We start from the raw sequence: 20,133 nt of genomic DNA, 5'->3' as shown, positions 1-20,133 counted from the left end.
AAATCCGCCGCCGTGGCCCGTCCCGATCTTGCCTGACGGCCGCCTTCCGCAAGGATTCCCACCCATGAACGTCCGCGTTGTCGACTATCGCGCAGCCGATGCTGCCGAACAATTCACCCGCTCCCTGCATGAAACCGGCTTCGGCGTGTTGGTGAACCACCCTATCGACCAGCAACTGGTCGAGAAGATTTACGCCGACTGGCTGGCCTTCTTCAATACGCCGGAAAAGCATGACTACGCCTTTTCCGTGGAAAAACAGGATGGATATTTCTCTCCCGAGATTTCCGAAACCGCCAAGGGCGCCAGCCTGAAGGACATCAAGGAATACTTCCACATCTACCCCTGGGGGCGAGTGCCGCCTGCCTTGGCCGAAGACGCCCGTCGCTATTACGACGGGGCCAACGCCTTGGCGCGAGAGCTGCTGGGCTGGGTGCAGGAATACACCCCGGCCGACATCGCAGCCGGCTACACCGAACCGCTGCCGGCCATGATTGAAAACAGCCAGCAGACGCTGTTGCGCGTGCTGCGCTATCCGCCGCTCACCGGCGAGGAGCCGGCCGGCTCGCTGCGCGCCGCTGCTCACGGCGACATCAACATGCTCACCATTCTCCCGGCCGCCAACGAGCCGGGCCTGCAAGTGCAAGGCCAGGATGGCGAATGGGTGGATGTGCCCTGTGATTTCGGCATGCTGATCATCAATATCGGCGACATGCTGCAAGAGGCCTCGCGCGGCTACTACCCGTCTACCCAGCACCGGGTGGTGAACCCGGTGGGCGAGGGCGCGCGCAAGAGCCGCGTTTCGTTGCCGCTCTTCCTGCATCCGCGCCCGGAGGTGATGCTGTCCGAGCGTCATACGGCCGGCAGCTATCTTGATGAACGGCTGCGCGAATTGGGCGTAAAAATGTAAAACCAGCGGGAAGGTGTAAAACCTTCCTGTTTATTGTAATTTGCTGTAAATGCCCTTCGGGGCATTTTTATTTGCTGCTAGGGTGGCACGGTTTTGTTTTTAGAATGCCGGCCGTGAAATCTGTTTGTGCTATTTATATTATCCCGCTGACGATAGGGCTTGGCGGGTGTTCGCTGATTACTTCTCCCATTGCTACTAGCGTGCAAATGGCCAGCTCCGCAGTCAGTATGGTGTCGAATATGGCGCCTAATATAGGCACATCCGCTGTTGTGTTTCAAAAAGACAAAACCAGCGCGGTTTGCATTGAGTGGAATTCACAAGTCATCGCCAGTGATTTTTTGCCGGAACTGCAAAGGCAGCTACAGGCCATGAGTATCGCCAGTCGTGTTTACGATGCGGGAATGGCGCCCGGCGATTGCCCGGAGATCATGAAATACGATGTGAGAACCAAATGGGCCACGCCCCTGTTCAGCGATAATGCGGCGCCTTACATCAGCGACATCAATCTTTTTCTCAAGCAGGGCGGCAAGGTGGTTGCCACGGCGGCGTACAGCGTGGACAGCCTGGCCTACGACAAGTGGACCTCGACCCCGAAGAAGCTGGCGCCGCTGCTGCAGAAAATGTTTGCGGCAGAAAGCGCCGCCGCCGAACAGCCCGCCGCGAAGGCGCGCCCCGTCATCACCAGAAATTGATCAGGCCGGCAAAGAAGCGCTGCATCATGCCCGGCGTCGCCACATCCGTCGCCACGCCGTTCACCACTTGTTCGATGCGCGCATCGCCCACATCGCTGGACGACACCACGTTGCCAGCCTTGATGTCGCGGCGGTTCACTACGCCGGAGAAGCGCAGTACGGTGGTGTTGCCGCTGGCCGCTACGGCTTTCTCGCCGGCAATCGACATGTAGCCGTTGGGCAGCACTTCCACGACCGAGACAATCAGGCTGCCGGTGATCTGACTCTTGTTGCTGACCTGCCCCACCCCCTTGAGCGTGGCGCTGCCGGCTGCCTTGCCGCTGTAATCGAAGATTTCTTTCAGCAGGCCGCCCATGGACGACAGCGCGCCCGGCCCCTGCTCGGACAGGGTGCTGCTGCGTGAGGTGTTGGTGTTGGCGTCGTTGCTGGAGGTGAGGTTTTCCGCGATGTTGATCTTCAGCGTATCGCCCACATGGCTGGCAATGGGCTCATCGAACAGCAACATGGCCCGGTTGGGCTGATAGATGGTGCCGGGGCTTTCTTCCAGAGCGGTAGGGATATATTGCGGGCGGATATGCATTGGCGCGCTCACCAATGACTGAGGGGTTGAAGAGCAGCCGTTGATAAATATGCAGACTATTAAAGAAGCGGATGCGCCGATTAACGGTGATTTCAATTTATTCTCTCTCAGGGTTTTATTTGTGCTCCCATGTTATTCATATTGCTTTGTTAATTGATGTTGCAGGCTGAAAAAAAGAGTAATGATATGTAAATCCGGTAGTGAAGCAGCTTGAAATTCAATACGCTCTGAATGGCAGTGTGCTGTAAATAGGATTTAAATCTTGTAAATTTTCGAAAGAAGAGGTGAGTCATGACCACCATCAGCAGTGCTACGCAAACCGTAACAAATTATTCCGGTTATGCGCAGACCAAAAAAGACCTGCAGGCGGCAGCCGACAGTTTCTCCTCTACGCTCAGTTCGGTGGGGGATGCGATTGCGGACGGCTCCAAGGCGGTGGGCGCATCGCTCTCCACCGGCGCGCAGGAGTTGGGCTCGGCCCTGTACGGCGGATTGGATACGGTGGAATCGGCAGTGTCCAGCGGCGTAGACAGCGTTGAAGCCGGCTTGATGCGTGTGGGTCAAGCCATCAACACTTACGTGTAATGGCCAGCGTCGCCTCTGGGCGGGTCTCAGGGGCGGCTGAAATCCGCCAGATCCGCGGGAGCGGCATCCTTACCCAGGTATCGCTGGCGCAAGTGGTCGACAAACCCGCTTTTCACCAGGCCATCCAGCGCGGCTTGCAGGCGTTGCGCCTTGAGCTCGGAGGTTTGCCGATTGAGGGCGAACCAGTACTGATGACGGCCGTCCAGCAGGGCGGCGGGCTTCACGTCCGTCGGCTTCATGCCGGCCTGCGGCAATTGCCAGGCCATCGCCCAGTCCAGCATGGCCACCATGTCCACCCGGCCCGCCTTCAGCTTGGTCAGATTCACCAGATCGCTTCGGCCAACGTCCAGCTCCTTGTCCAGCACCAGCCCCATCTCCTGCAAGCGTTTTTGCGAGGCGGATTCAAACATGGCGCTCACCCGGTACTGCAGCAATTGATCCTGCGTGTGCAGGCGAATGTCCTTGCGCCGCTCCAGACGATAAAGATAGATGCGGCGCTGGCCGATCGGGCCCACCCAGCGGAACTGGTCCTCGCGCTCCGGCGTGCGCGTCGTGCTGTACAGCAGCGTGTCGGGCGTGTTTTGCACCATGGCGTAGGCGCGCGGCCAAGGCAGCACCTGCCGGCTGACCGAGAGCCCGGCCTTGTCCGCCATGGCGGCCAGCAAATCGCTGGCGAAGCCCGCCACCTGATCCTGTCGCTGGTAATTCAGCGGCGGCAGCTCCTCCGTGTAAGCGGCAATGTCGGCAGCAAAGGCGGGCAAGGCGAGGCAAAGCGACAAGGCTGTGCCGATAAGCATGGAGCGGAGCATGGCGGACAGGGATAGCGGATACCGGATAGAAAGTAGCCGATGTTTTCCCACAGGTACAGCAGGGATATTGGCGGGAAAATCATCTTATGCGTCTGGCGGTCATCTTACTGGTGTTTCAAGACATTGTAATGACGCGGAGCGAACAGCGGCCGCCGGGCAGGCCGGGATGTTGGCCGAAGGAATCAGCCGGGCTCTCGTGTAAAATGGCGCTTTGACGCAATTTCTGGACCGCCCCAATGAGTGATCTGTTAGCCGGCCTCAACCCCGAACAACTGCGCGCCGTCACCTGGCCCGCCAAGAGCGCGCTGGTGCTGGCCGGGGCGGGCAGCGGCAAAACCCGCGTGCTGACCACCCGCATCGCCTGGTTGCTGTCCACCGGGCAGGTCAATCCTTCGGGCATCCTGGCGGTCACCTTTACCAACAAGGCCGCCAAGGAAATGCACACCCGCTTGGGCGGCATGGTGCCGGTGAACGTGCGCACCATGTGGATAGGCACCTTTCATGGCTTGTGCAACCGCTTCCTGCGCGCCCACTACCGCGATGCCGGCCTGCCGCAAACCTTCCAGATCATGGACTCCGCCGATCAGCAGGCCGCCATCAAGCGCCTGTTGAAAAGCCTCGAACTGTCCGACGAAAAATACCCGCCGCGCGCGGTGCAAAGCTATATCAACGGCAACAAGGAAGCTGGCGTGCGCGCTGAGCGCATGCCGCCGCCGATGACGCCTTACGAGGCCAAGCTGCTGGAACTGTACGCCGCCTACGACGCGCAATGTCGGCGCGAAGGCGTGGTGGATTTCGCCGAGCTGTTGCTGCGCAGTTTTGAGCTGCTATCGGCCAACGAAGCCCTGCGCGCACATTATCAGGGCCGCTTCCGCCACATTCTGGTGGACGAATTTCAGGACACCAACCGCCTGCAATACGCCTGGCTCAAGCTGCTGGCGGGCGAACACAACGCCGTGTTCGCCGTGGGCGACGACGATCAGTCCATCTACGCCTTCCGCGGTGCGGACGTGGGCAATATGCGCGCCTTGCTGAATGATTTCAGCGTGGCGGAGCCGGTGCGGCTGGAGCAAAACTACCGTTCCGCCGGCCACATCCTCAATGCGGCCAACGCGCTGATCGAGCGCAACGACGGCCGCTTGGGCAAGAATCTTTGGACCGACGCCGGCGACGGCGAAAAACTGCGCTTGTATGAAGCCTGGTCGGATGGCGAAGAGGCGGAGTTCATCGTTGATGAAGTGCGCGGCCTCAAGCGAGAGGGCGTGGCGCTGTCCGACGTTGCCATCCTGTACCGCTCCAACGCCCAGTCGCGCATTCTCGAGCACGTGCTGGTCAACGCCCAGCTGCCCTACCGCATTTACGGCGGGCTGCGCTTTTTCGAGCGGCAGGAAATCAAACACGCGCTGGCCTACCTGCGACTGATGGCCAACCCGGATGACGACAACGCCCTACTGCGCGTCATCAATGTGCCGGCGCGCGGCATCGGCGCCCGCACCATCGAAGGCTTGCAGGCCGCCAGCCGCGAACAGGGCGTTACCCTGTGGCAGGCAGCGTGCTCGGCCGGCGGCGGCCGCACCGCCGCCAAGATCGGCGAGTTTGTCCTGCTGATTGAAAAACTGCGCGCCAAGTCCGAAGGGGCCAATCTGGCCGAGTGCGTCAGCCTGGCGGTGGACCATTCCGGTTTGCGCAGCATGTACGAGCAGGACAAGAAAGAAGGCGAAGAGCGCCTCGCCAACTTGGACGAACTGGTCAACGCCGCCGTGGGCTTCATGCCGGACGTGCCGGAAATGGCGCTGATTGAATTCCTCACCGCCGCCAGCCTGGAAGCAGGCGAGCATCAGGCCGAAGCCGGTGAAGAAGCGCTGCAGCTGATGACGGTGCACGCCGCCAAGGGTCTGGAGTTCGATGCGGTGTTCGTTACCGGCCTGGAAGAGGGGCTTTTCCCGCACGAAAACAGCCTCAGCGACGCCAAGGGGCTGGAGGAAGAGCGCCGGCTGATGTATGTGGCGGTCACCCGCGCCCGCCAGCGTCTGTATTTGTCCTGCGCGCAAAGCCGCATGCTGCATGGGCAGAGCCGCTACCCCATCCGTTCGCGCTTTGTTGACGAGATTCCGGGCGAATTGCTGCATGAAATCTCGTCCCGCTCCAAGCCGGCCGCGCCGGCGCGCGCACCGTGGATGAACGACGCGCCGGCAGCCGCGCCCAAAAGTCGCGATGGGGCGGGTTCGGCCTATCGCATCGGCCAGTCGGTGACGCACGCCAAGTTCGGCGCCGGGGTGGTGATCAACGCCGAAGGCGGCGGCGACGATGTGCGCTTGCAGATCAATTTCGCCGAGCATGGTCTCAAATGGCTGGACCTGCGCTACGCCAAACTCACGGTCGGTGGGTGACAGACCGGCCGGCATGGACCAAGATAACGTCATGAGCGACGCGCCGATTTCCAATAGTTACCAAAGCCTGGTTCAGGCTGACAAACCTGCCCAGCGGACTTCCTATCAGGATCCGTACGGCAGCCGGCTGTTCCTTATCATCGACAGCCTGCCGGAAATGCAGCGCGCGCTGGCGATGACGCTGGCGTCTTTCGGCGCGGACAAGGTGGAGTACGCCAGCAAGGCTGGCGACGCGCTGGCCAAAATGGCCAAGTTCGAATTCGACGTGGTGTTGTGCGACTACGATCTGGGCAACGGCTATGACGGGCTCTACCTGTTTGAAGAGGTGAAGGAGCGCAACCTCATCAAACAGTCCTGCGTGTTCATGATCGTCACCGGCGAGCGCCGTTCCCAGCGCGTGATTTCCGCCGCCGAACTGGCGCCGGACGACTATCTCCTCAAGCCCTTCACCGGCGAAGTGCTGAGCCAGCGGCTGGAAAAGGCTATGCGCCGCCGCGAGGCGTTCAAGGCGGTGGACGAGGCCATCATGCGGCACGAATACTTGGCCGCCATAGATACTTGCAGCCGCAAGATTGCCGAACGCAGCGAGTTCACGCTGGACTTCATGAAGCTGAAAGGCTCGCTGGCGCAGAAAATCGGCGACTACGACACCGCGCGCGGCCTGTACATGGATGTGCTGCGCATCAAGGCGCTGCCTTGGGCCAAGCTGGGCCTGGCCAAATCGCTGACCGGGCTGAAATCGTACGACGAGGCGCGCCTGCTGTTTGAAGAAGTGCTTACCGAAAACGATCGCATCATGGAAGCCTACGACTGGCTGGCCAAGCTGCATCGCATCAATCACGACCTGCCCGGCGCGCAATCCACCCTGCACAAGGCTACGGACCTGTCGCCGGTGGTGCTGAGGCGGCAGAAGCAGTTGGCCGAAGTGGCGCTGCTCAACAACGATCTGGAAACGGCCGAAGAGGCCAGCCAGGAAACTCTCAATATCGCCAAATACACCTGGCACCGCAGCCCCACCCACTATGCCATGCTGGCGAGGGTGCAAATGGCGCGCGGTGAAACCGGGGCCGCCGGTCGGACCTTGGGCAATCTGCGGCGCGATTACCGTTACAACGAGTTGGGCGAATGGATGTGCAATGTGGTGGACAGCCAGTTGCAGACCAAGCTTGGCAACCGCGACAAGGCGCGCAGCCTGCTGGCCGATGCGCAAACCACATTTGATCGCCTGCAGGACGATCTGCCGGCGGAGGCGCAGATGGAATTCGCCCGCGCCTGTTTTTCGCAAGGCAAACAGGATGCAGGCAATGCCGCCATGCGCAGTCTTGTGCGCAATAATCACGACAACGAAGAGCTGTTGTCCAATATTGGCAGCCTGTTTGAAGAAATGGGCCTGGGCGATGAAGGTCGCCAGCTGATCGCCGACAATGTGCAGTCGGTGCTGGAGCTCAACAACCAGGCCGTGCGCGAAGCCCAGGCCGGGCAGTTTGACTCGGCCATCGACCGCTTTGTCAAAGCGCACGATGAAATGCCGCACAACGTGCAGGTGATGCTCAACCTGGTCAACGCCACCATGGCCTATGTGCACGGCAACGGCTGGCACGAAAGCCACATGCGTCGCGCTTACGACATGCTGGTGAAGGTGCGCGCCGAGGCACCCACCAACAACAAGTTCCAGAAGATTCTCAAAGCCTGGCGCATGCTGGTGGAAAAAATGGGTAAGCCGCAATGGGTGCTCTAGACAGGCTGCGGGTGGTGGTGGTGGACGACGAACCGCCGGCGCGGGACCGCATGGTGGCGCTGGTGGCGCAGTGCGGCGCGCGCGCGGTTGCCGCACTGGACGATAGTCAGGACGCTTTGCGCTGGTTGGAGCGCCACCCGGCCGATGTCCTGCTGCTGGATATCTCCATGCCCGGCATGAACGGGCTGGAGCTGGCCCAGAAGCTGCGGACCCAACCGCTGGTGCCGCAAGTCGTGTTTACCACCGCGCACGAAAACCATGCGGTGGATGCTTTTGAGCTGGACGCGGTGGACTACCTGCTCAAGCCGGTGCGGCTGGAGCGTCTCCGTCAGGCGCTGGAACGCGCGGCGCGACGCTGCGGCGAAGCGCCCGCCCCCGAACCGCATTTCTCTGTGCGCCATCGCGACCGCATGCTGCTGGTGCCGTTTTCCGATGTGCGCTATCTCAAAGCCGAGCTGAAGTACGTCACGCTGGTCACCGCCTGCGACGAGTATCTGCTGGACGAATCGCTTACCAGTCTGGAATCCCGCTTGCCCGATATCGTGCTGCGCATCCATCGCAATTGTCTGGTGATGCGCCACGCCGTGCTGCGCATCGAGCGCGTCGGGCCGCCGCAAGATGAGCAATGGATGGTGTTCCTGCGCGACATGCCGCAACCCTTGCCCGTTAGTCGTCGGCAACTTTCTGCCCTGCGCATGGCGCTGCAGACCTCCTCCTGACCATGTTTCGGCTGATGCTGTGACACTTTCGGCTAGGTGCAACTACGTACCGCTGCCCGGATTGCGCGGCAAAACCTGAAAAAAGCGGGCCCCGTCTTATAGAATCAGGGCTTCGCTTTTGCGCCCATCCTTTTCCGGCCCCGACTTCATGAGAATGCGACTGCTGCTGCTGGGCGGCTTCCTGCTTTGGTTGCTGCTCACCGCCCTGATTGCCACGGCATTCATCAGCCGCGCGGTGCTGGGCGCGGAGCAGGAGCTGGCGGCGCTGGCGCAGCGGCTGGAAGAGCAGATCACCCAGCAGGCGCTGGCCGACGAGACGGTACTGGACAGCTTCGCCGCCTTCAGCGGCATGCGAGAGCGCGACATCGCGCGGCAGGAGCAGTTGTTTGTCAGCCAGATGCAGGCGCGCTACCCGCAACTGACGGCGCTGGAGCGTATCGAGCGGGTAGAGGATGCCGATCGCGAGCGTTGGCTAGCGCGTCAGCGCGTGCGTTGGGGCATGGGTTTTCAGCTGCATGCCTACCGGCCGGAAGACGGCGCGGTGGTCTTCCCTCTGCCAGCCCAACCGGCGTTCTACAGCCTTGTTTCCATCCAGCCCTTGCCGGACAACGTCAAACCCTTGCTCGGCACCGATATTTCCCATGATCGCCACCTGCGGCTGGCCTTGCAGGAAACCCAGCTTAGCGGGCGTACCGCCACCTCCCTGCCTTTCATGCTGCGCGAGGGCTACCGCGGTTATCTGCTGATTCGCGCCCTGCCAAGACAAGTTGGCGTCAACGATCGCTTCATCGCCATGGTGGTGCGCGCCGACGCTTTGAAGCCGGCCACGCTGCTGTTGCCCGAAGGCGTCGGACTGAAAATCTGGCATCAACGCGACAGCCGGCTGCAGCCGGAACTGTTTGTCGACCAGCCGGCTGCGCCGCGCCACTGGTTCGAGACGCTGGGCTTGCCGCATCTGCAACTGACGCAACATGTCGGCGATGATACCCAGCCGCTGGTGGTGCGTCTGGACTGGCGCCTGGGCTGGTCGGTGCTGTCGGTGTTTGAGCGGGTGAGCATCCTGCTGGTGTCGGTGGTCATGCTGCTGCTGATTGCGCTGGCGGCCCGTTTCTACTGGCGGCAGCAGCGGCATTACCGCGCTCGCGAAGATCATCTTTTCCATCTGGCCAACCATGACCGGCTGACCGGCCTCGCCAATCGCAACCTGTTCTACGACCGTCTGCAGCACGCCGTCTCGCGCCAGCAACGCAGTCAGAAAAAGCTGGCCGTGCTGTTTCTCGACATGGACCGGTTCAAGCCGGTGAACGATCGTTACGGCCACGCCATTGGCGACAAGGTGTTGCAGCTGGTGGCGGCGCGCATCCTGAGCGTGATGCGCGCCGAAGACACAGTGGCGCGGCTGGGGGGCGACGAGTTCGTGCTGCTGATGGAGGACGTGGTGTCCGGCAACGAGGCAGATCAGGTGGCGGAGCGTCTCAAGCACGCCATCCAGCAGCCTTTCGAGGTGGAGGGTCACGCCATCTCGCTGGGCGTCAGCATCGGCATTGCCTATTATCCGGAAGACGGCGTGCTGATCGACGAGCTGCTGGACGCGGCGGATCGCAAGATGTACGGCGACAAGACCCCGGCGGTAGCGCGCTGAGGCCGGTTGTGGCATTCCCGTCGCCTAGTGGGCGCGGCGCGTGACCGCGCGCCGGCAGATGCATTAGAATCGCCCGATCTATCAGGGGAAACCACCATGTATCAGTCCGACTTCACCAAATTCATGAACGACTACCTGGACAAGCACCCGGAAGTGGAGCAGCAGCGCCGCGATCTGCGCCTGACCCTGTGGGACCGCAAGGTGGATCTGGAAGACCAGCGCCGCTGGAAAGAATCCCGCGTGGCGCAGAAGCCCTACGTCTACCAGCCGGAATAAGTCGCCGGCCCGCCTGGGCTTCGGTCAACCTTGAACGCCCGCTCAGGGCGTTTTGTCATTTCTGAACGGAAACTCATGACCAGTCGTACCGTGCCGATGGATGGCGCCTTGCATGACTACCTGCTGCGCATCGGCCTTACCGAACATCCGGTGATGCGCGAATTGCGCGAATTTACCGCCGGCCACCGCATGGCCAAGATGCAGATCGCACCGGAGCAAGGCCAGTTCATGGGCTGGCTGGCCCACCTGATCGGCGCGCGCCGTTATCTGGAGATCGGCGTATTCACCGGTTACAGCGCGCTGGCGGTCACGCTGGCCATGGGGCCGGCCGGCCGCGCGCTGGCCTGCGACGTTAGCGACACCTTTACCAGCATCGCACGGGATTACTGGGCCAGAGCTGGCGTGGACGGGCAGATCGAACTGGTGTTGCAACCGGCGTTGTCCACCCTGCAGCAACAGTTGGCCGAAGGCATGGCGGGGCAGTTCGACCTCGCCTTCATCGATGCCGACAAGCCGTCCTATCGCGATTACTACGAAGCTTGCCTGCAATTGGTGCGCCCCGGAGGCGTCATCGCCATCGACAACATCTTCCTTTCCGGCCGCGTCGTATCGCCGCAGCCGGAAGACCCGCCGGGCGTGCATCTGATGCATGCCTTCAACGACGAGCTGGCGCGCGATCCGCGCATCCGTCATGCCGTACTACCGGTGGGCGACGGCCTCACGCTGTGCACCCGCCTGTAAGGGCACCTTGCCCGTCAGCGCATCCCGCTTCGGCAAACCTTGCCAGACCGCCGAACTTTCCGCGCGGCCCGGCGGTCAGACTGGCTTCCTCATTGTCATTCGGCGGACAGGAAGCCGGTGCTATGATGATTCCCTGATTTTACGAACAGACCTGTCATGCTCAATCGACGTCCCCGCCGTCAGATGAACCAGATGAACGTGGTGCCCTACATCGACGTCATGCTGGTGTTGCTGGTCATCTTCATGGTGACCGCCCCGATGTTCACGCCCGGCGTCATCGACGTGCCCAGCGTGTCGCGCGCCGCCGCGCTGGATACCCGCCCGGTGGAAGTGGTGCTGCAAGCGGAAAACCGCTTCGACATCACCGACAACGACCAGAAAACTACCGTTTCTTCGCTGGAAGAACTGCTGGCCCACTTCAAGGGTTTGCCGAAGATCGGCGACCGCCCGGTCGCCATCACCGCCGACGGCAACCTCAAATATCAGGATGTGGTGCGCGTGGCCGACAAGCTGCACGAAGCCGGCATCAAGCGCGTCGCTCTCACCGTCAAGGCAAAGAACTGAGCAATGCGTCGCGAAGCGATTTCCTCGCGCTGGTCCCTGCTTGGCTCCGTGCTGCTGCACGGCCTGTTCATCGCCGTGTTGCTGTGGGCTGGCCTCAATAAAACCCAGCCAGTCGAACAGGCTCCGCTGGCGCTTGAGCTGTGGACCAGCGCGCCGTCCGCGCCGCCGGTAGTCAGCGTGCCCGCGCCGGTAAAAGCCGCGCCCAGAGCAGAGCCGGCGCCCCCGCCGCCGGTGCAGCCGCCGGCCGAGGTGAACCTGGGCAAGAAGGAAAAGACGCCGCCGCCGGAAAAGCTGGTGCAGAAACCGCCGGAAAAGAAAGCGGAGCCGGCGCCGAAGAAGCCTGAGCCGGTGAAGAAAGAAGAGAAACCGGCCAAGCCGGCGGAAAAGGCTCCGGCCAAACCCACGCCAGCGCCGGTGGTGGAGAAAAAGCCGGCCAAGCCGGTAGCGCAGCCGCCAGCCGCCCATGCGCCCGGCAAGGGCAGCAAACCGGCCAAGGCCTACAGCGACGACACCAATGATCTGCTGGCTTCGCTCGATAGTACCGATACCACCCACAAGGCAACGGCGCGCAGCAATCAGGCCGGCAGCGCCAATGGCGTGGCTGGTGGTTCGGCCAACGGTTCCAGCACAGCTGCCGCCGGCTGGATCACCCGCATCCAGGCCAAGATCCACCCCTTGGTGCAGGTGCCACCCAACGCCAAGCCCACGCAGGAAGTGCAATTGCGCGTCACACTGCTGCCCACGTTGGAAGTGCAGAGCGTGGAAATGGTGAAATCCAGTGGCAATCCCGCCTATGACGAGGCCGTGAAGCGGGCGGTAATGGAAGCGCGCACCTTCCCGTCCTTGCCGGCGGGCGCGTCCTTTGGCGGCGACTATCGCAAGCCCTTGTTGAAATTCCGTCCGGGCTGATGTCATCCATCGCCCGGAAGCCGCGTTAACCAGTACATCATGATTTGATGATGAATTCGTGTTTTTGAGGGAACTCATGCCAAGCATGCGCACTCTGTTAAAGCTGTTGCTGACTGTTGTCCTGTTTGCCGCCAGCGCCGCGCAAGCGGAAATCGTGGTGGAAATCGTCGGCGGGGGGGCCAATCGCCACGCTATCGCCGTCACGCCGTTCAAGGATGAAACCAGCCGCGTGCGCGAACCGCTGACGCCGGTCATCCGCAACGACCTGAATCTGTCCGGCGCTTTCCGCATCGTCGATGCCGTTTCGGTGGCCAATGTGCCTTACGAGCCGGCCGATGTGCGCTATCCCTTGTGGCAGAGCGCCGGCGCGCAGTCCGTGGCCTTCGGCAAAGTGGAGCCGGCGGCTGATGGGCAGGTGAAGATCAGCTTCCGGCTGATGGACGTGGCGCAGAAGAAGCAGCTGACCGGCGGTGAGTTCACCGTGTCGCCGGATCGGGCGCGGCAAGTGGCGCACACCATCGCCGACATGATCTACGAAGCCATTACCGGGCAGAAGGGCATCTTCAACACCCGCATTGTGTATGTGCTGAAAGCAGGCCGGGATTACCTGCTGCAAGTGGCGGATATCGACGGCGAGCGCGCGCAGACGATCCTGCGCTCCAAGGAGCCGATCATTTCGCCCAGCTGGAGCCCGGACGGTCGTCGTCTGGCCTATGTTTCTTTCGAGAGCAAGAAACCCGTGGTTTGGGTGCAGGACTTGGCTACCGGCAGCCGCAGGGCAGTGGCCAACTTCAAGGGCAGCAATTCCGCCCCTGCCTGGAGCCCGGACGGCAGCCGGCTGGCGGTGGTGCTGACCACTACAGGCAATTCGCAAGTGTATGTGGTGAGCGCGGCCGGCGGTTCGCCGCGCCGGGTGAGCTATAGCGACGGCATCGATACCGAGCCTGCTTTCACCCCGGACGGCAGTCAGCTTTATTTTGTGTCCGATCGCACCGGCGGCCCACAGATTTACCGCAGCGACGTCAACGGCGGTCCGGCGCAGCGGGTCACTTGGGAAGGCGGTTACAACGTCTCCCCGCGCGTGTCGCCTGACGGCAAGACGCTGACCTGGATTCGTCGCGAGGGCGGTAGCTTCAAGGTGATGATGAAAGATCTCGCCACCGGCGACACCCGACAGCTGTCCGAAAACGGCTACAACGAGCGTCCGAGCTTTGCGCCCAATGGCCGCATGGTGCTTTACGCCAGCCAGAGCGGCGGCAAGAGCGTGCTGTACGCCGCCAATGTGGATGGTGGCAGCAGAATGAAACTGGCAGTGATCAACGGCGATGTGCAGGACCCGTCATGGGGTCCGTTCAATAACCCCTAAACCCGCTAACCGACTTGAGGAGTGAAGGCATGAACTGGAAACAACTCGTTCTGGGTACCGCAACCGTGACTTTGCTGGCCGCTTGCGCCAGCACCAAACCGGAAACCCCGGCTCCGGTAACCAGCGGCAGCAACGCCTCCGGCCAGACTACGGCCCCGGTGGACACTGGCGCCGCCAATCAGGGTCAGATGAAGGTGGATCCGCTGCATGATCCGAACAGCCCGCTGGCCAAGCGCAGCGTTTATTTCGAATTCGACTCCTCCAGCGTGAAGAGCAGCGACAAGCCCACCGTTGAGGCGCATGCCGGTTACCTCAAAGAGCACGGCGACCGCAAAGTCATCATCCAGGGCAATACCGACTCGCGCGGCAGCCGCGAGTACAACCTGGGTCTGGGTCAGCGCCGTGCCGAAAGCGTGAAGCGCTCGCTGGAAGTGCTGGGCGTGAAGGACAATCAGGTGGAAGCCGTCAGCCTGGGCAAGGAAAAGCCCAAGGCCACCGGCAATACCGAGGCGGATTTCGCTGAGAACCGCCGCGCCGATATTCTGTACAACGGCGAATAAACCGGCTTTTCGCCGAACGCTGGCCGGGCATCACGCCAATGGGATTTTGGTATGATGTTCGGCCAACCTGTTCCCGCAACCACCGGAAACCCCCGCTCATGAAACGGCTTGCCCTCAGTGCCGCGCTGTTGTTGCTGCTCAGTGCCTGCGCTTCCACCAGCGATCTGGAAGAAACCCGTCGTCAGATTGATCAGGTCAATCGTCAGGCTTCCACGCGCCTGACCGAGGTGGAGAGCAAGCTCTCCAATGAAAAGCTGCTGGAGATGGTGAATCAGGTGGACAGCCTGAAAGCCGAAGTGGCCAAACTGCGCGGCGATGTGGAAGTGCTGAACTACAACCTGCAAACCACCCAGAAGCGGCAGAACGATCTCTATGCCGATCTGGACGGCCGTCTGGGCCATCTGGAAAACGCTGGCCGTGACAATGCCGCCGCGCAAAGCCAGCCGGGCGCAGCCAGTGGCCCCGCCGCCGCCGACACGCAAGCCAGCCCGGATTACGACAAGGCGCTGAATTTGCTGCGCAGCCGCGATTTCCCGCGCGCCGTTGACGCCTTGCAGCTGTTCATCAAGCAGAACCCCGCCTCGCCGCAGGCCGTGGACGCGATGTACTGGCTGGGCGTGGCGCATACCGCGCAGCGCCAGTACGACGCCGCCATCGATATCCATCGCCGGTTTGCCGAACAGTATCCGGACAATGCCAAAGCGCCGGACGCCTTGCGCAACGTGGCCAATTGCCAGCGCGATCTGGGGCAGGCCGACATCGCCAAAGCCACGCTCAAGCGCCTGATCAAGCTGTATCCCTCCAGCTCCGCCGCGCAGAAAGCGCGCGAGCAGCTCACCAAGATGTAAGCAACGGGGCTCCGGCCCCGTTTTCCTGATGAACCTCGCCACCATTCCCCACCCGCCGCCACCGATGCTGGCGGCCTTCGTCCTGCTGGCGCTGGCCATGCTGGCGCAGTGCCTGCGTCTGGAGCGCGTGGGCTGGTTTGGCGGCGCGCTTGCCATCGGTGTGGCGGCCTTGTCCGGTTTGTTGCAGCCCTTGGGGCTATTGTCGGTGGCGGCGGCCTTGATCCTCACCGGTCTGGTGCGCTTTGCGCCGAGGCTGGAGTGGCGGCTGATTTGGCTGGCCTTGCTGCTGACCATCGCGCTGCACGCGCTGCCGGGCTACGCCAATCCGCTGCTGTGGCAGGGGCGCGCTACGCCGGACAGCGAGGTGTTCCGCCTGTACTGGAGCTTCGACAAAGGCCTGGCCGGCTGGCTGCTGCTCTGCGGCGCCGGGCAGGCCGGTCTTGCCGGCAAGCCCTGGGGCTCGACCGTGGCCTGGGTGGGCTGCTTGCTGCTGGCGCTGACCCTGGCCTTGGCGCAGGTGATGGGCATGGTGTCTTTTGCGCCCAAGTGGCCGGTCTGGCTGGCGCCCTGGCTGTTTGCCAATGTGTTTCTGGTGGCCTTGCCGGAGGAGGCGCTGTTTCGCCACGGCGCGCAGCGCTGGCTGCAGAACCGGGTAGAACCCTTCCCGGCCCTGATTGCCGCTTCGCTGCTGTTTGGCGGGGCGCATCTGGCCGGCGGCTGGAGCTGGATGATGCTGGCTTCGCTGGCCGGTTTGGGTTACGGGCTGGTGTACGCGGCCACCGGCCAAGTGCTTCTGGCGGCGCTGGCGCACGCGGGTTTCAATCTGGCGCATCTCTTGCTGTTTACCTATCCGCGTCTGGCTGCCTATTGAGCGGGGCCCTTGGCCGGACTGTGGCAAATGTCTTGATCTGAAAATAAAAAACCGTATCTGACCACCCGCCGACTCGGGTAAAATCCCTGTTTTTTCCTCCCTGCGAGCTTCACCGCCATGATTGAAGTCGGCATCGTGATGGGTAGCAACAGCGACTGGGAAGTCATGCAAAACGCCGCGCGCGTTCTGAAAGACTTCGGCATCGCCTTTGAAACCCGCGTCGTCTCCGCCCACCGCACTCCCGATCTCCTGTTCCAGTACGCTGAAACCGCCGAAGCGCGCGGTCTGAAGGCCATCATCGCCGGCGCCGGCGGCGCGGCCCACCTGCCGGGCATGCTGGCGGCCAAGACCCATGTGCCGGTGCTGGGCGTGCCGGTGCCGTCCAAGTACCTGCGCGGCGAGGATTCCCTGCTTTCCATCGTGCAAATGCCCAAGGGCATTCCGGTCGCCACTTTCGCCATCGGCGAAGCCGGCGCCGCCAACGCCGCCCTGTTTGCCGTGGCCATGCTGGCCAACGGCAACGCCGAACTGGCCGAACAGCTCAAGGCTTTCCGCAAGCGTCAGGAAGACACCGTGCTGGCAATGACCTTGCCGGAGGTGCTGTGATGCGCGCCATTCTGCCGCCGTCCATGCTGGGCATTCTCGGCGGCGGCCAGCTGGGCCGCATGTTCGCCATGGCCGCCAAGACCATGGGCTACCGCGTCACTGTGCTGGACCCGGACCAAAACGCGCCCGCCGCGCAGTTTGCCGATGTGCATCTGTGCGCGCCGTTCAACGACGCCGGCGCGCTGAAAACGCTGGCGGATACCTGCGCCGCGGTCACAACCGAATTCGAAAACGTCAACGCCGACGCCATGCGCGAGCTGGCGCGCCGCGTGCCCGTGTCGCCGTCCGGCGATTGCGTAGCCATCGCGCAGGACCGTATCGCGGAAAAAGCCTGGGTGCGCAAGGCGGGTTTGCCCACCGCGCCCTATCTGGCGATCGAGACCGTGGCCGACATCCAGGTGGAGTTGTCTCCCTACCTGCCGGGCATCCTGAAGACCGCGCGTCTGGGTTATGACGGCAAAGGCCAGGTGCGCGTACGCACCGCCGAGGAGGCGCGCGCCGCCTATGCCGATCTGGGTGGCCAGGCTTGTGTGCTGGAAAAGATGATGGACCTCAAACTGGAGGTGTCCGCCATCGTCATCCGCACCAGCGCCAGCCAGGTGGCCGTGTTTCCGGTGGCGGAAAACCGTCACGAGGGCGGCATTCTGGATGTCTCCATCGTCCCGGCCCGCATCGGCGCCGCGCTGGCCGCACAGGTGCAGCAGATGGCTGTCAGGTTGGCCGAAGAGCTGAATTATGTTGGCGTGCTGGCCGTGGAGTTCTTCGTGCTGGGCGACGATACGCTGGTGGTCAATGAAATGGCCCCGCGTCCCCACAATTCCGGCCACTACACGCTTACCGCCTGTTTGACCGATCAGTTCCAGCAGCAAGTGCGCGCCATGTGCGGCTTGTTGCCGGGCAAAACCGATCTGCTCAGCCCGGTGGTGATGGTGAATTTGCTGGGCGACGTGTGGAAGGAAGACGGCGGCGAACCCAACTGGGACGTGCTGGCGGAAACCCCTAATGCCCAGCTGCATTTGTACGGCAAGAAACAGGCGCGCCCGGGCCGCAAGATGGGCCACTTCAACGTGATGGCGGCCAGCGCCGACGCCGCGCTGGAGCAGGCCGAGGCCCTCAAGGACACGCTGTAAGGCCGTGATGGTGGCCGGGCTGAATCACCTGACTCTGGCGGTGGCGGATCTGGAACGCGCCTGGCGCTTCTACACCGCCTTGCCGGGAGTCAGGCCAAAAGCCCGCTGGGACGGCGGCGGCTATCTGCTGTGGGGAGACGCCTGGCTGTGCCTGTCGCAGGACGACGCCGTTGCCGGCGGCATTCGGGCGGGTTACACCCATGCCGCCTTCAGCGTAAAGGCGGAGGAATTCGCCGATGCGGTGGCCGCGCTGCAGGCGCTGGGCATCGTTGCTTGCAAGGACAATCGCAGCGAGGGAGCGTCGTTCTACTTCCGGGATCCGGATGGCCACCTGCTCGAGCTGCACGCTGGCTCGCTGGAGAGGCGCCTGGCCGCCTGCAGGCAGCAGCCCTACGCAGGCATGCAATGGTTTGACTGAGGCGCGGCGCCGGACTGCCCGCACCGCGCCGGAATCAAAACGATCAATTTGATGAGAGACGTGTCATGACCGGTATCACTACCACCAATCTGAAGAGCCTGAAGAAGATCTACTCCGGCAAGGTTCGCGACCTGTACGAGATCGACGACAAGCGCATGCTGATGATCGCCACCGATCGCCTGTCCGCCTTCGACGTCATCCTGGACGATCCCATTCCGGCCAAGGGCCAGATTCTGACCGCCATCTCCAATTTCTGGTTCGACACTCTGAAAGACGTAGTGCCCAATCACCTCACCGGCGACAAGGCCGAGGAGATGGTGTCGGCCGAAGACCTGCCGCAAGTGGAAGGCCGCGCGGTGGTGGCCAAGCGCCTGAAGGCCGTGCCGATCGAGGCCGTGGTGCGTGGTTATCTGGCGGGCTCCGGCTGGAAGGAATATCGCCAGTCCGGTACGGTGTGCGGCCTGCAACTGCCAGCCGGCCTGAAAGAATCCAGCAAATTGCCGGAACCCATTTTCACGCCGTCCACCAAGGCCGCCGTGGGCGACCACGATGAAAACATCAGCTACGAGCGTTGCGAGGAAATCGTCGGCGCCGAGCTGGCCGCCAAGGTGCGCGACACCGCCATCATGCTGTACAAAACCGCGTCTGAATTCGCCGCCCGCCGCGGCATCATCATTTGCGACACCAAGTTCGAGTTCGGTCTGGACGAAGACGGCACGCTGGTGCTGATGGACGAGGCGCTGACGCCGGATTCCAGCCGTTTCTGGCCGGCCGACAGTTATGCCGAAGGCAGCAACCCGCCGTCCTTCGACAAGCAATTCGTGCGCGACTGGCTGGAAGCCTCCGGCTGGAACAAGCAAGCTCCGGCACCGAAAGTGCCGCTGGACGTGCGCGAAAAAACCGCCGCCAAGTACCGCGAGGCATTGGAACGCCTCACCGGCTAACAGCTTCGGCCAACATCCATCAACGCCCGGCTTGCCGGGCGTTTTTGCTGCTTGTCCGGCCAAGCTTTCCCGACGCTGCCCGGCGAGCCGGCGCGGAATGCGCAACCCGTATTGCTGCCCTGCCGGCGGATGACGTAGTCTTGAGGCCTTGTCACCGCTATCGTCCCGCACCGCCATGCCCGCATCCCAGCCTGTTTTGCAGACCGAACATCTCCAGTTGCTGCCCGCCAATATCGGCCTTGCCCGCGCCGTGCTGGATTATCAGGTGCGCAATCGCCAGCATCTGGCCGCCTGGGACCCGAAACCCGGCGACATGTTTTTCACCGAGCTGTACTGGACCATGCAACTGCGCCAATCGGCGCAAGGCTGGGAGGACGGGCGCACGGCGCGTTATCTGCTTACGCTGCGCGGTGCGCCGGACGCCGTCATCGGCATGGCCAGCTTCACCAATATCGTGCGCGGTGTGTTTCAGGCCTGTCATCTTGGCTACAGCATCGACCGCGAGCAGGAGGGCAAGGGTCTGATGGCCGAAGCCTTGCGCGAGCTGGTCCGTTTCGCCTTCGACGATTTGCGCCTGCATCGCATCCAGGCCAACTACCAGCCGGCCAACCTGCGCAGCGGTCGTTTGTTGCAGCGGCTGGGGTTTGTGGAAGAAGGCCAGGCGGCGCGCTATCTCTTCATCAACGGCGAATGGCGCGATCACGTGCTGACTTCGCTCATCAACGAGCAGTTCGATCCCGCCACCATGCTGGCATGAGTAGCGGTTCAACCATAAGGCGCGACAGCGCCGCCTATTGAGCGGGTGCCGGAGCAACTGTGCAATGCCTGCCGAAACGCG

General features: G+C 62.5%; 22 protein-coding genes. 20 read left to right on the top strand and 2 right to left on the bottom strand.

Going from position 1 to position 20,133, the window contains the following annotated elements:
• Window positions 1-64: 64 nt before the first annotated feature.
• Both Q0P52_RS00905 and Q0P52_RS00900 read left to right on the top strand, forming a co-directional pair.
• Complete coding sequence (locus Q0P52_RS00905; RefSeq protein ID WP_293759805.1) at window positions 65-907, top strand: 2OG-Fe(II) oxygenase family protein; 843 nt, start codon at window positions 65-67, stop codon at window positions 905-907.
• Window positions 908-1,020: 113 nt separating this feature from the next.
• Window positions 1,021-1,599 carry a hypothetical protein gene (locus tag Q0P52_RS00900; protein WP_293759807.1) on the top strand — a complete coding sequence of 193 codons (579 nt, stop codon included), beginning with the start codon at window positions 1,021-1,023 and terminating at the stop codon, window positions 1,597-1,599.
• Here the strand turns inward: Q0P52_RS00900 and Q0P52_RS00895 are convergent.
• Entirely contained in the window at window positions 1,586-2,179 is a 594-nt protein-coding gene (locus Q0P52_RS00895; RefSeq protein WP_293759809.1) for a flagellar basal body L-ring protein FlgH, read from the bottom strand. The two genes, Q0P52_RS00900 and Q0P52_RS00895, sit on opposite strands and share 14 nt — an antisense overlap.
• A gap of 291 nt (window positions 2,180-2,470) precedes the next feature.
• Between Q0P52_RS00895 and Q0P52_RS00890 the strand changes: the two genes are divergently transcribed.
• Window positions 2,471-2,764 carry a hypothetical protein gene (locus Q0P52_RS00890; protein WP_293759811.1) on the top strand — a complete coding sequence of 98 codons (294 nt, stop codon included), beginning with the start codon at window positions 2,471-2,473 and terminating at the stop codon, window positions 2,762-2,764.
• 26 nt (window positions 2,765-2,790) lie between these two features.
• Here Q0P52_RS00890 and Q0P52_RS00885 read toward each other — a convergent pair whose 3' ends face one another.
• Window positions 2,791-3,561: a transporter substrate-binding domain-containing protein gene (locus tag Q0P52_RS00885; RefSeq protein ID WP_293813635.1), complete on the bottom strand. Its 771-nt coding sequence runs from the start codon at window positions 3,559-3,561 to the stop codon at window positions 2,791-2,793.
• A 248-nt stretch (window positions 3,562-3,809) separates the two neighbouring features.
• On the opposite strand from Q0P52_RS00885, the gene Q0P52_RS00880 reads away from it, so the two are divergent.
• The 17 genes from Q0P52_RS00880 to Q0P52_RS00800 all read left to right on the top strand — a co-directional run bounded on the left by Q0P52_RS00880 (window position 3,810) and on the right by Q0P52_RS00800 (window position 20,052).
• The gene (locus Q0P52_RS00880) at window positions 3,810-5,963 is read left to right on the top strand and encodes a UvrD-helicase domain-containing protein (protein WP_293759815.1); all 2,154 of its coding nucleotides are present in this window, start codon (window positions 3,810-3,812) and stop codon (window positions 5,961-5,963) included.
• Window positions 5,964-5,976: 13 nt separating this feature from the next.
• Window positions 5,977-7,701, top strand: coding sequence for a tetratricopeptide repeat-containing response regulator (locus tag Q0P52_RS00875; protein WP_293759817.1), 1,725 nt, complete (start codon window positions 5,977-5,979; stop codon window positions 7,699-7,701).
• Window positions 7,689-8,420 (top strand): LytTR family DNA-binding domain-containing protein, encoded by a 732-nt coding sequence (locus Q0P52_RS00870; RefSeq protein ID WP_293759819.1) that lies wholly within the window; start codon window positions 7,689-7,691, stop codon window positions 8,418-8,420. Before Q0P52_RS00875 ends, Q0P52_RS00870 begins: the two co-directional genes overlap by 13 nt.
• Window positions 8,421-8,568: 148 nt before the next feature.
• Window positions 8,569-10,062: a sensor domain-containing diguanylate cyclase gene (locus tag Q0P52_RS00865; protein WP_293759821.1), complete on the top strand. Its 1,494-nt coding sequence runs from the start codon at window positions 8,569-8,571 to the stop codon at window positions 10,060-10,062.
• Between the two features lie 96 nt (window positions 10,063-10,158).
• Window positions 10,159-10,338 carry a DUF3460 family protein gene (locus Q0P52_RS00860; RefSeq protein WP_293759823.1) on the top strand — a complete coding sequence of 60 codons (180 nt, stop codon included), beginning with the start codon at window positions 10,159-10,161 and terminating at the stop codon, window positions 10,336-10,338.
• 75 nt (window positions 10,339-10,413) lie between these two features.
• A complete protein-coding gene (locus tag Q0P52_RS00855) occupies window positions 10,414-11,079 on the top strand; it encodes a class I SAM-dependent methyltransferase (RefSeq protein WP_293759825.1) in 666 nt (221 codons plus the stop codon).
• A 156-nt stretch (window positions 11,080-11,235) separates the two neighbouring features.
• Window positions 11,236-11,643 carry a biopolymer transporter ExbD gene (locus Q0P52_RS00850; RefSeq protein ID WP_293759827.1) on the top strand — a complete coding sequence of 136 codons (408 nt, stop codon included), beginning with the start codon at window positions 11,236-11,238 and terminating at the stop codon, window positions 11,641-11,643.
• Between the two features lie 3 nt (window positions 11,644-11,646).
• Window positions 11,647-12,552, top strand: a complete 906-nt coding sequence (locus tag Q0P52_RS00845) for a TonB family protein (RefSeq protein ID WP_293759829.1) — start codon at window positions 11,647-11,649, stop codon at window positions 12,550-12,552.
• Between the two features lie 85 nt (window positions 12,553-12,637).
• Window positions 12,638-13,918 (top strand): Tol-Pal system beta propeller repeat protein TolB, encoded by a 1,281-nt coding sequence (gene tolB, locus Q0P52_RS00840; protein WP_293759831.1) that lies wholly within the window; start codon window positions 12,638-12,640, stop codon window positions 13,916-13,918.
• 29 nt (window positions 13,919-13,947) lie between these two features.
• On the top strand, window positions 13,948-14,478 hold the full coding sequence (pal, locus tag Q0P52_RS00835) for a peptidoglycan-associated lipoprotein Pal (RefSeq protein ID WP_293759833.1): 531 nt from the start codon (window positions 13,948-13,950) through the stop codon (window positions 14,476-14,478).
• A gap of 98 nt (window positions 14,479-14,576) precedes the next feature.
• Window positions 14,577-15,326 carry a tol-pal system protein YbgF gene (gene ybgF, locus Q0P52_RS00830; protein WP_293759835.1) on the top strand — a complete coding sequence of 250 codons (750 nt, stop codon included), beginning with the start codon at window positions 14,577-14,579 and terminating at the stop codon, window positions 15,324-15,326.
• 28 nt (window positions 15,327-15,354) lie between these two features.
• Window positions 15,355-16,197: a type II CAAX endopeptidase family protein gene (locus Q0P52_RS00825; RefSeq protein ID WP_293759837.1), complete on the top strand. Its 843-nt coding sequence runs from the start codon at window positions 15,355-15,357 to the stop codon at window positions 16,195-16,197.
• A gap of 117 nt (window positions 16,198-16,314) precedes the next feature.
• Complete coding sequence (gene purE / locus Q0P52_RS00820) at window positions 16,315-16,803, top strand: 5-(carboxyamino)imidazole ribonucleotide mutase (RefSeq protein WP_293759839.1); 489 nt, start codon at window positions 16,315-16,317, stop codon at window positions 16,801-16,803.
• Entirely contained in the window at window positions 16,803-17,933 is a 1,131-nt protein-coding gene (locus Q0P52_RS00815; RefSeq protein ID WP_293759841.1) for a 5-(carboxyamino)imidazole ribonucleotide synthase, read from the top strand. The genes purE and Q0P52_RS00815 overlap by 1 nt, the downstream gene beginning before the upstream one ends.
• 7 nt (window positions 17,934-17,940) lie before the next feature.
• Window positions 17,941-18,351, top strand: a complete 411-nt coding sequence (locus Q0P52_RS00810) for a VOC family protein (protein ID WP_293759921.1) — start codon at window positions 17,941-17,943, stop codon at window positions 18,349-18,351.
• 65 nt (window positions 18,352-18,416) lie between these two features.
• Entirely contained in the window at window positions 18,417-19,295 is an 879-nt protein-coding gene (locus tag Q0P52_RS00805; RefSeq protein WP_293759843.1) for a phosphoribosylaminoimidazolesuccinocarboxamide synthase, read from the top strand.
• Between the two features lie 175 nt (window positions 19,296-19,470).
• The gene (locus Q0P52_RS00800; RefSeq protein WP_293759845.1) at window positions 19,471-20,052 is read left to right on the top strand and encodes a GNAT family N-acetyltransferase; all 582 of its coding nucleotides are present in this window, start codon (window positions 19,471-19,473) and stop codon (window positions 20,050-20,052) included.
• Window positions 20,053-20,133 lie beyond the last annotated feature (81 nt).

The sequence above is a fragment of the uncultured Aquitalea sp. genome (genome assembly GCF_945957525.1).
In the GTDB taxonomy this organism is placed as follows: domain Bacteria; phylum Pseudomonadota; class Gammaproteobacteria; order Burkholderiales; family Chromobacteriaceae; genus Aquitalea.
The sequence above is the reverse complement of the archived record's forward strand: the minus strand, read 5'-3'. Positions and strand labels throughout refer to the sequence as shown.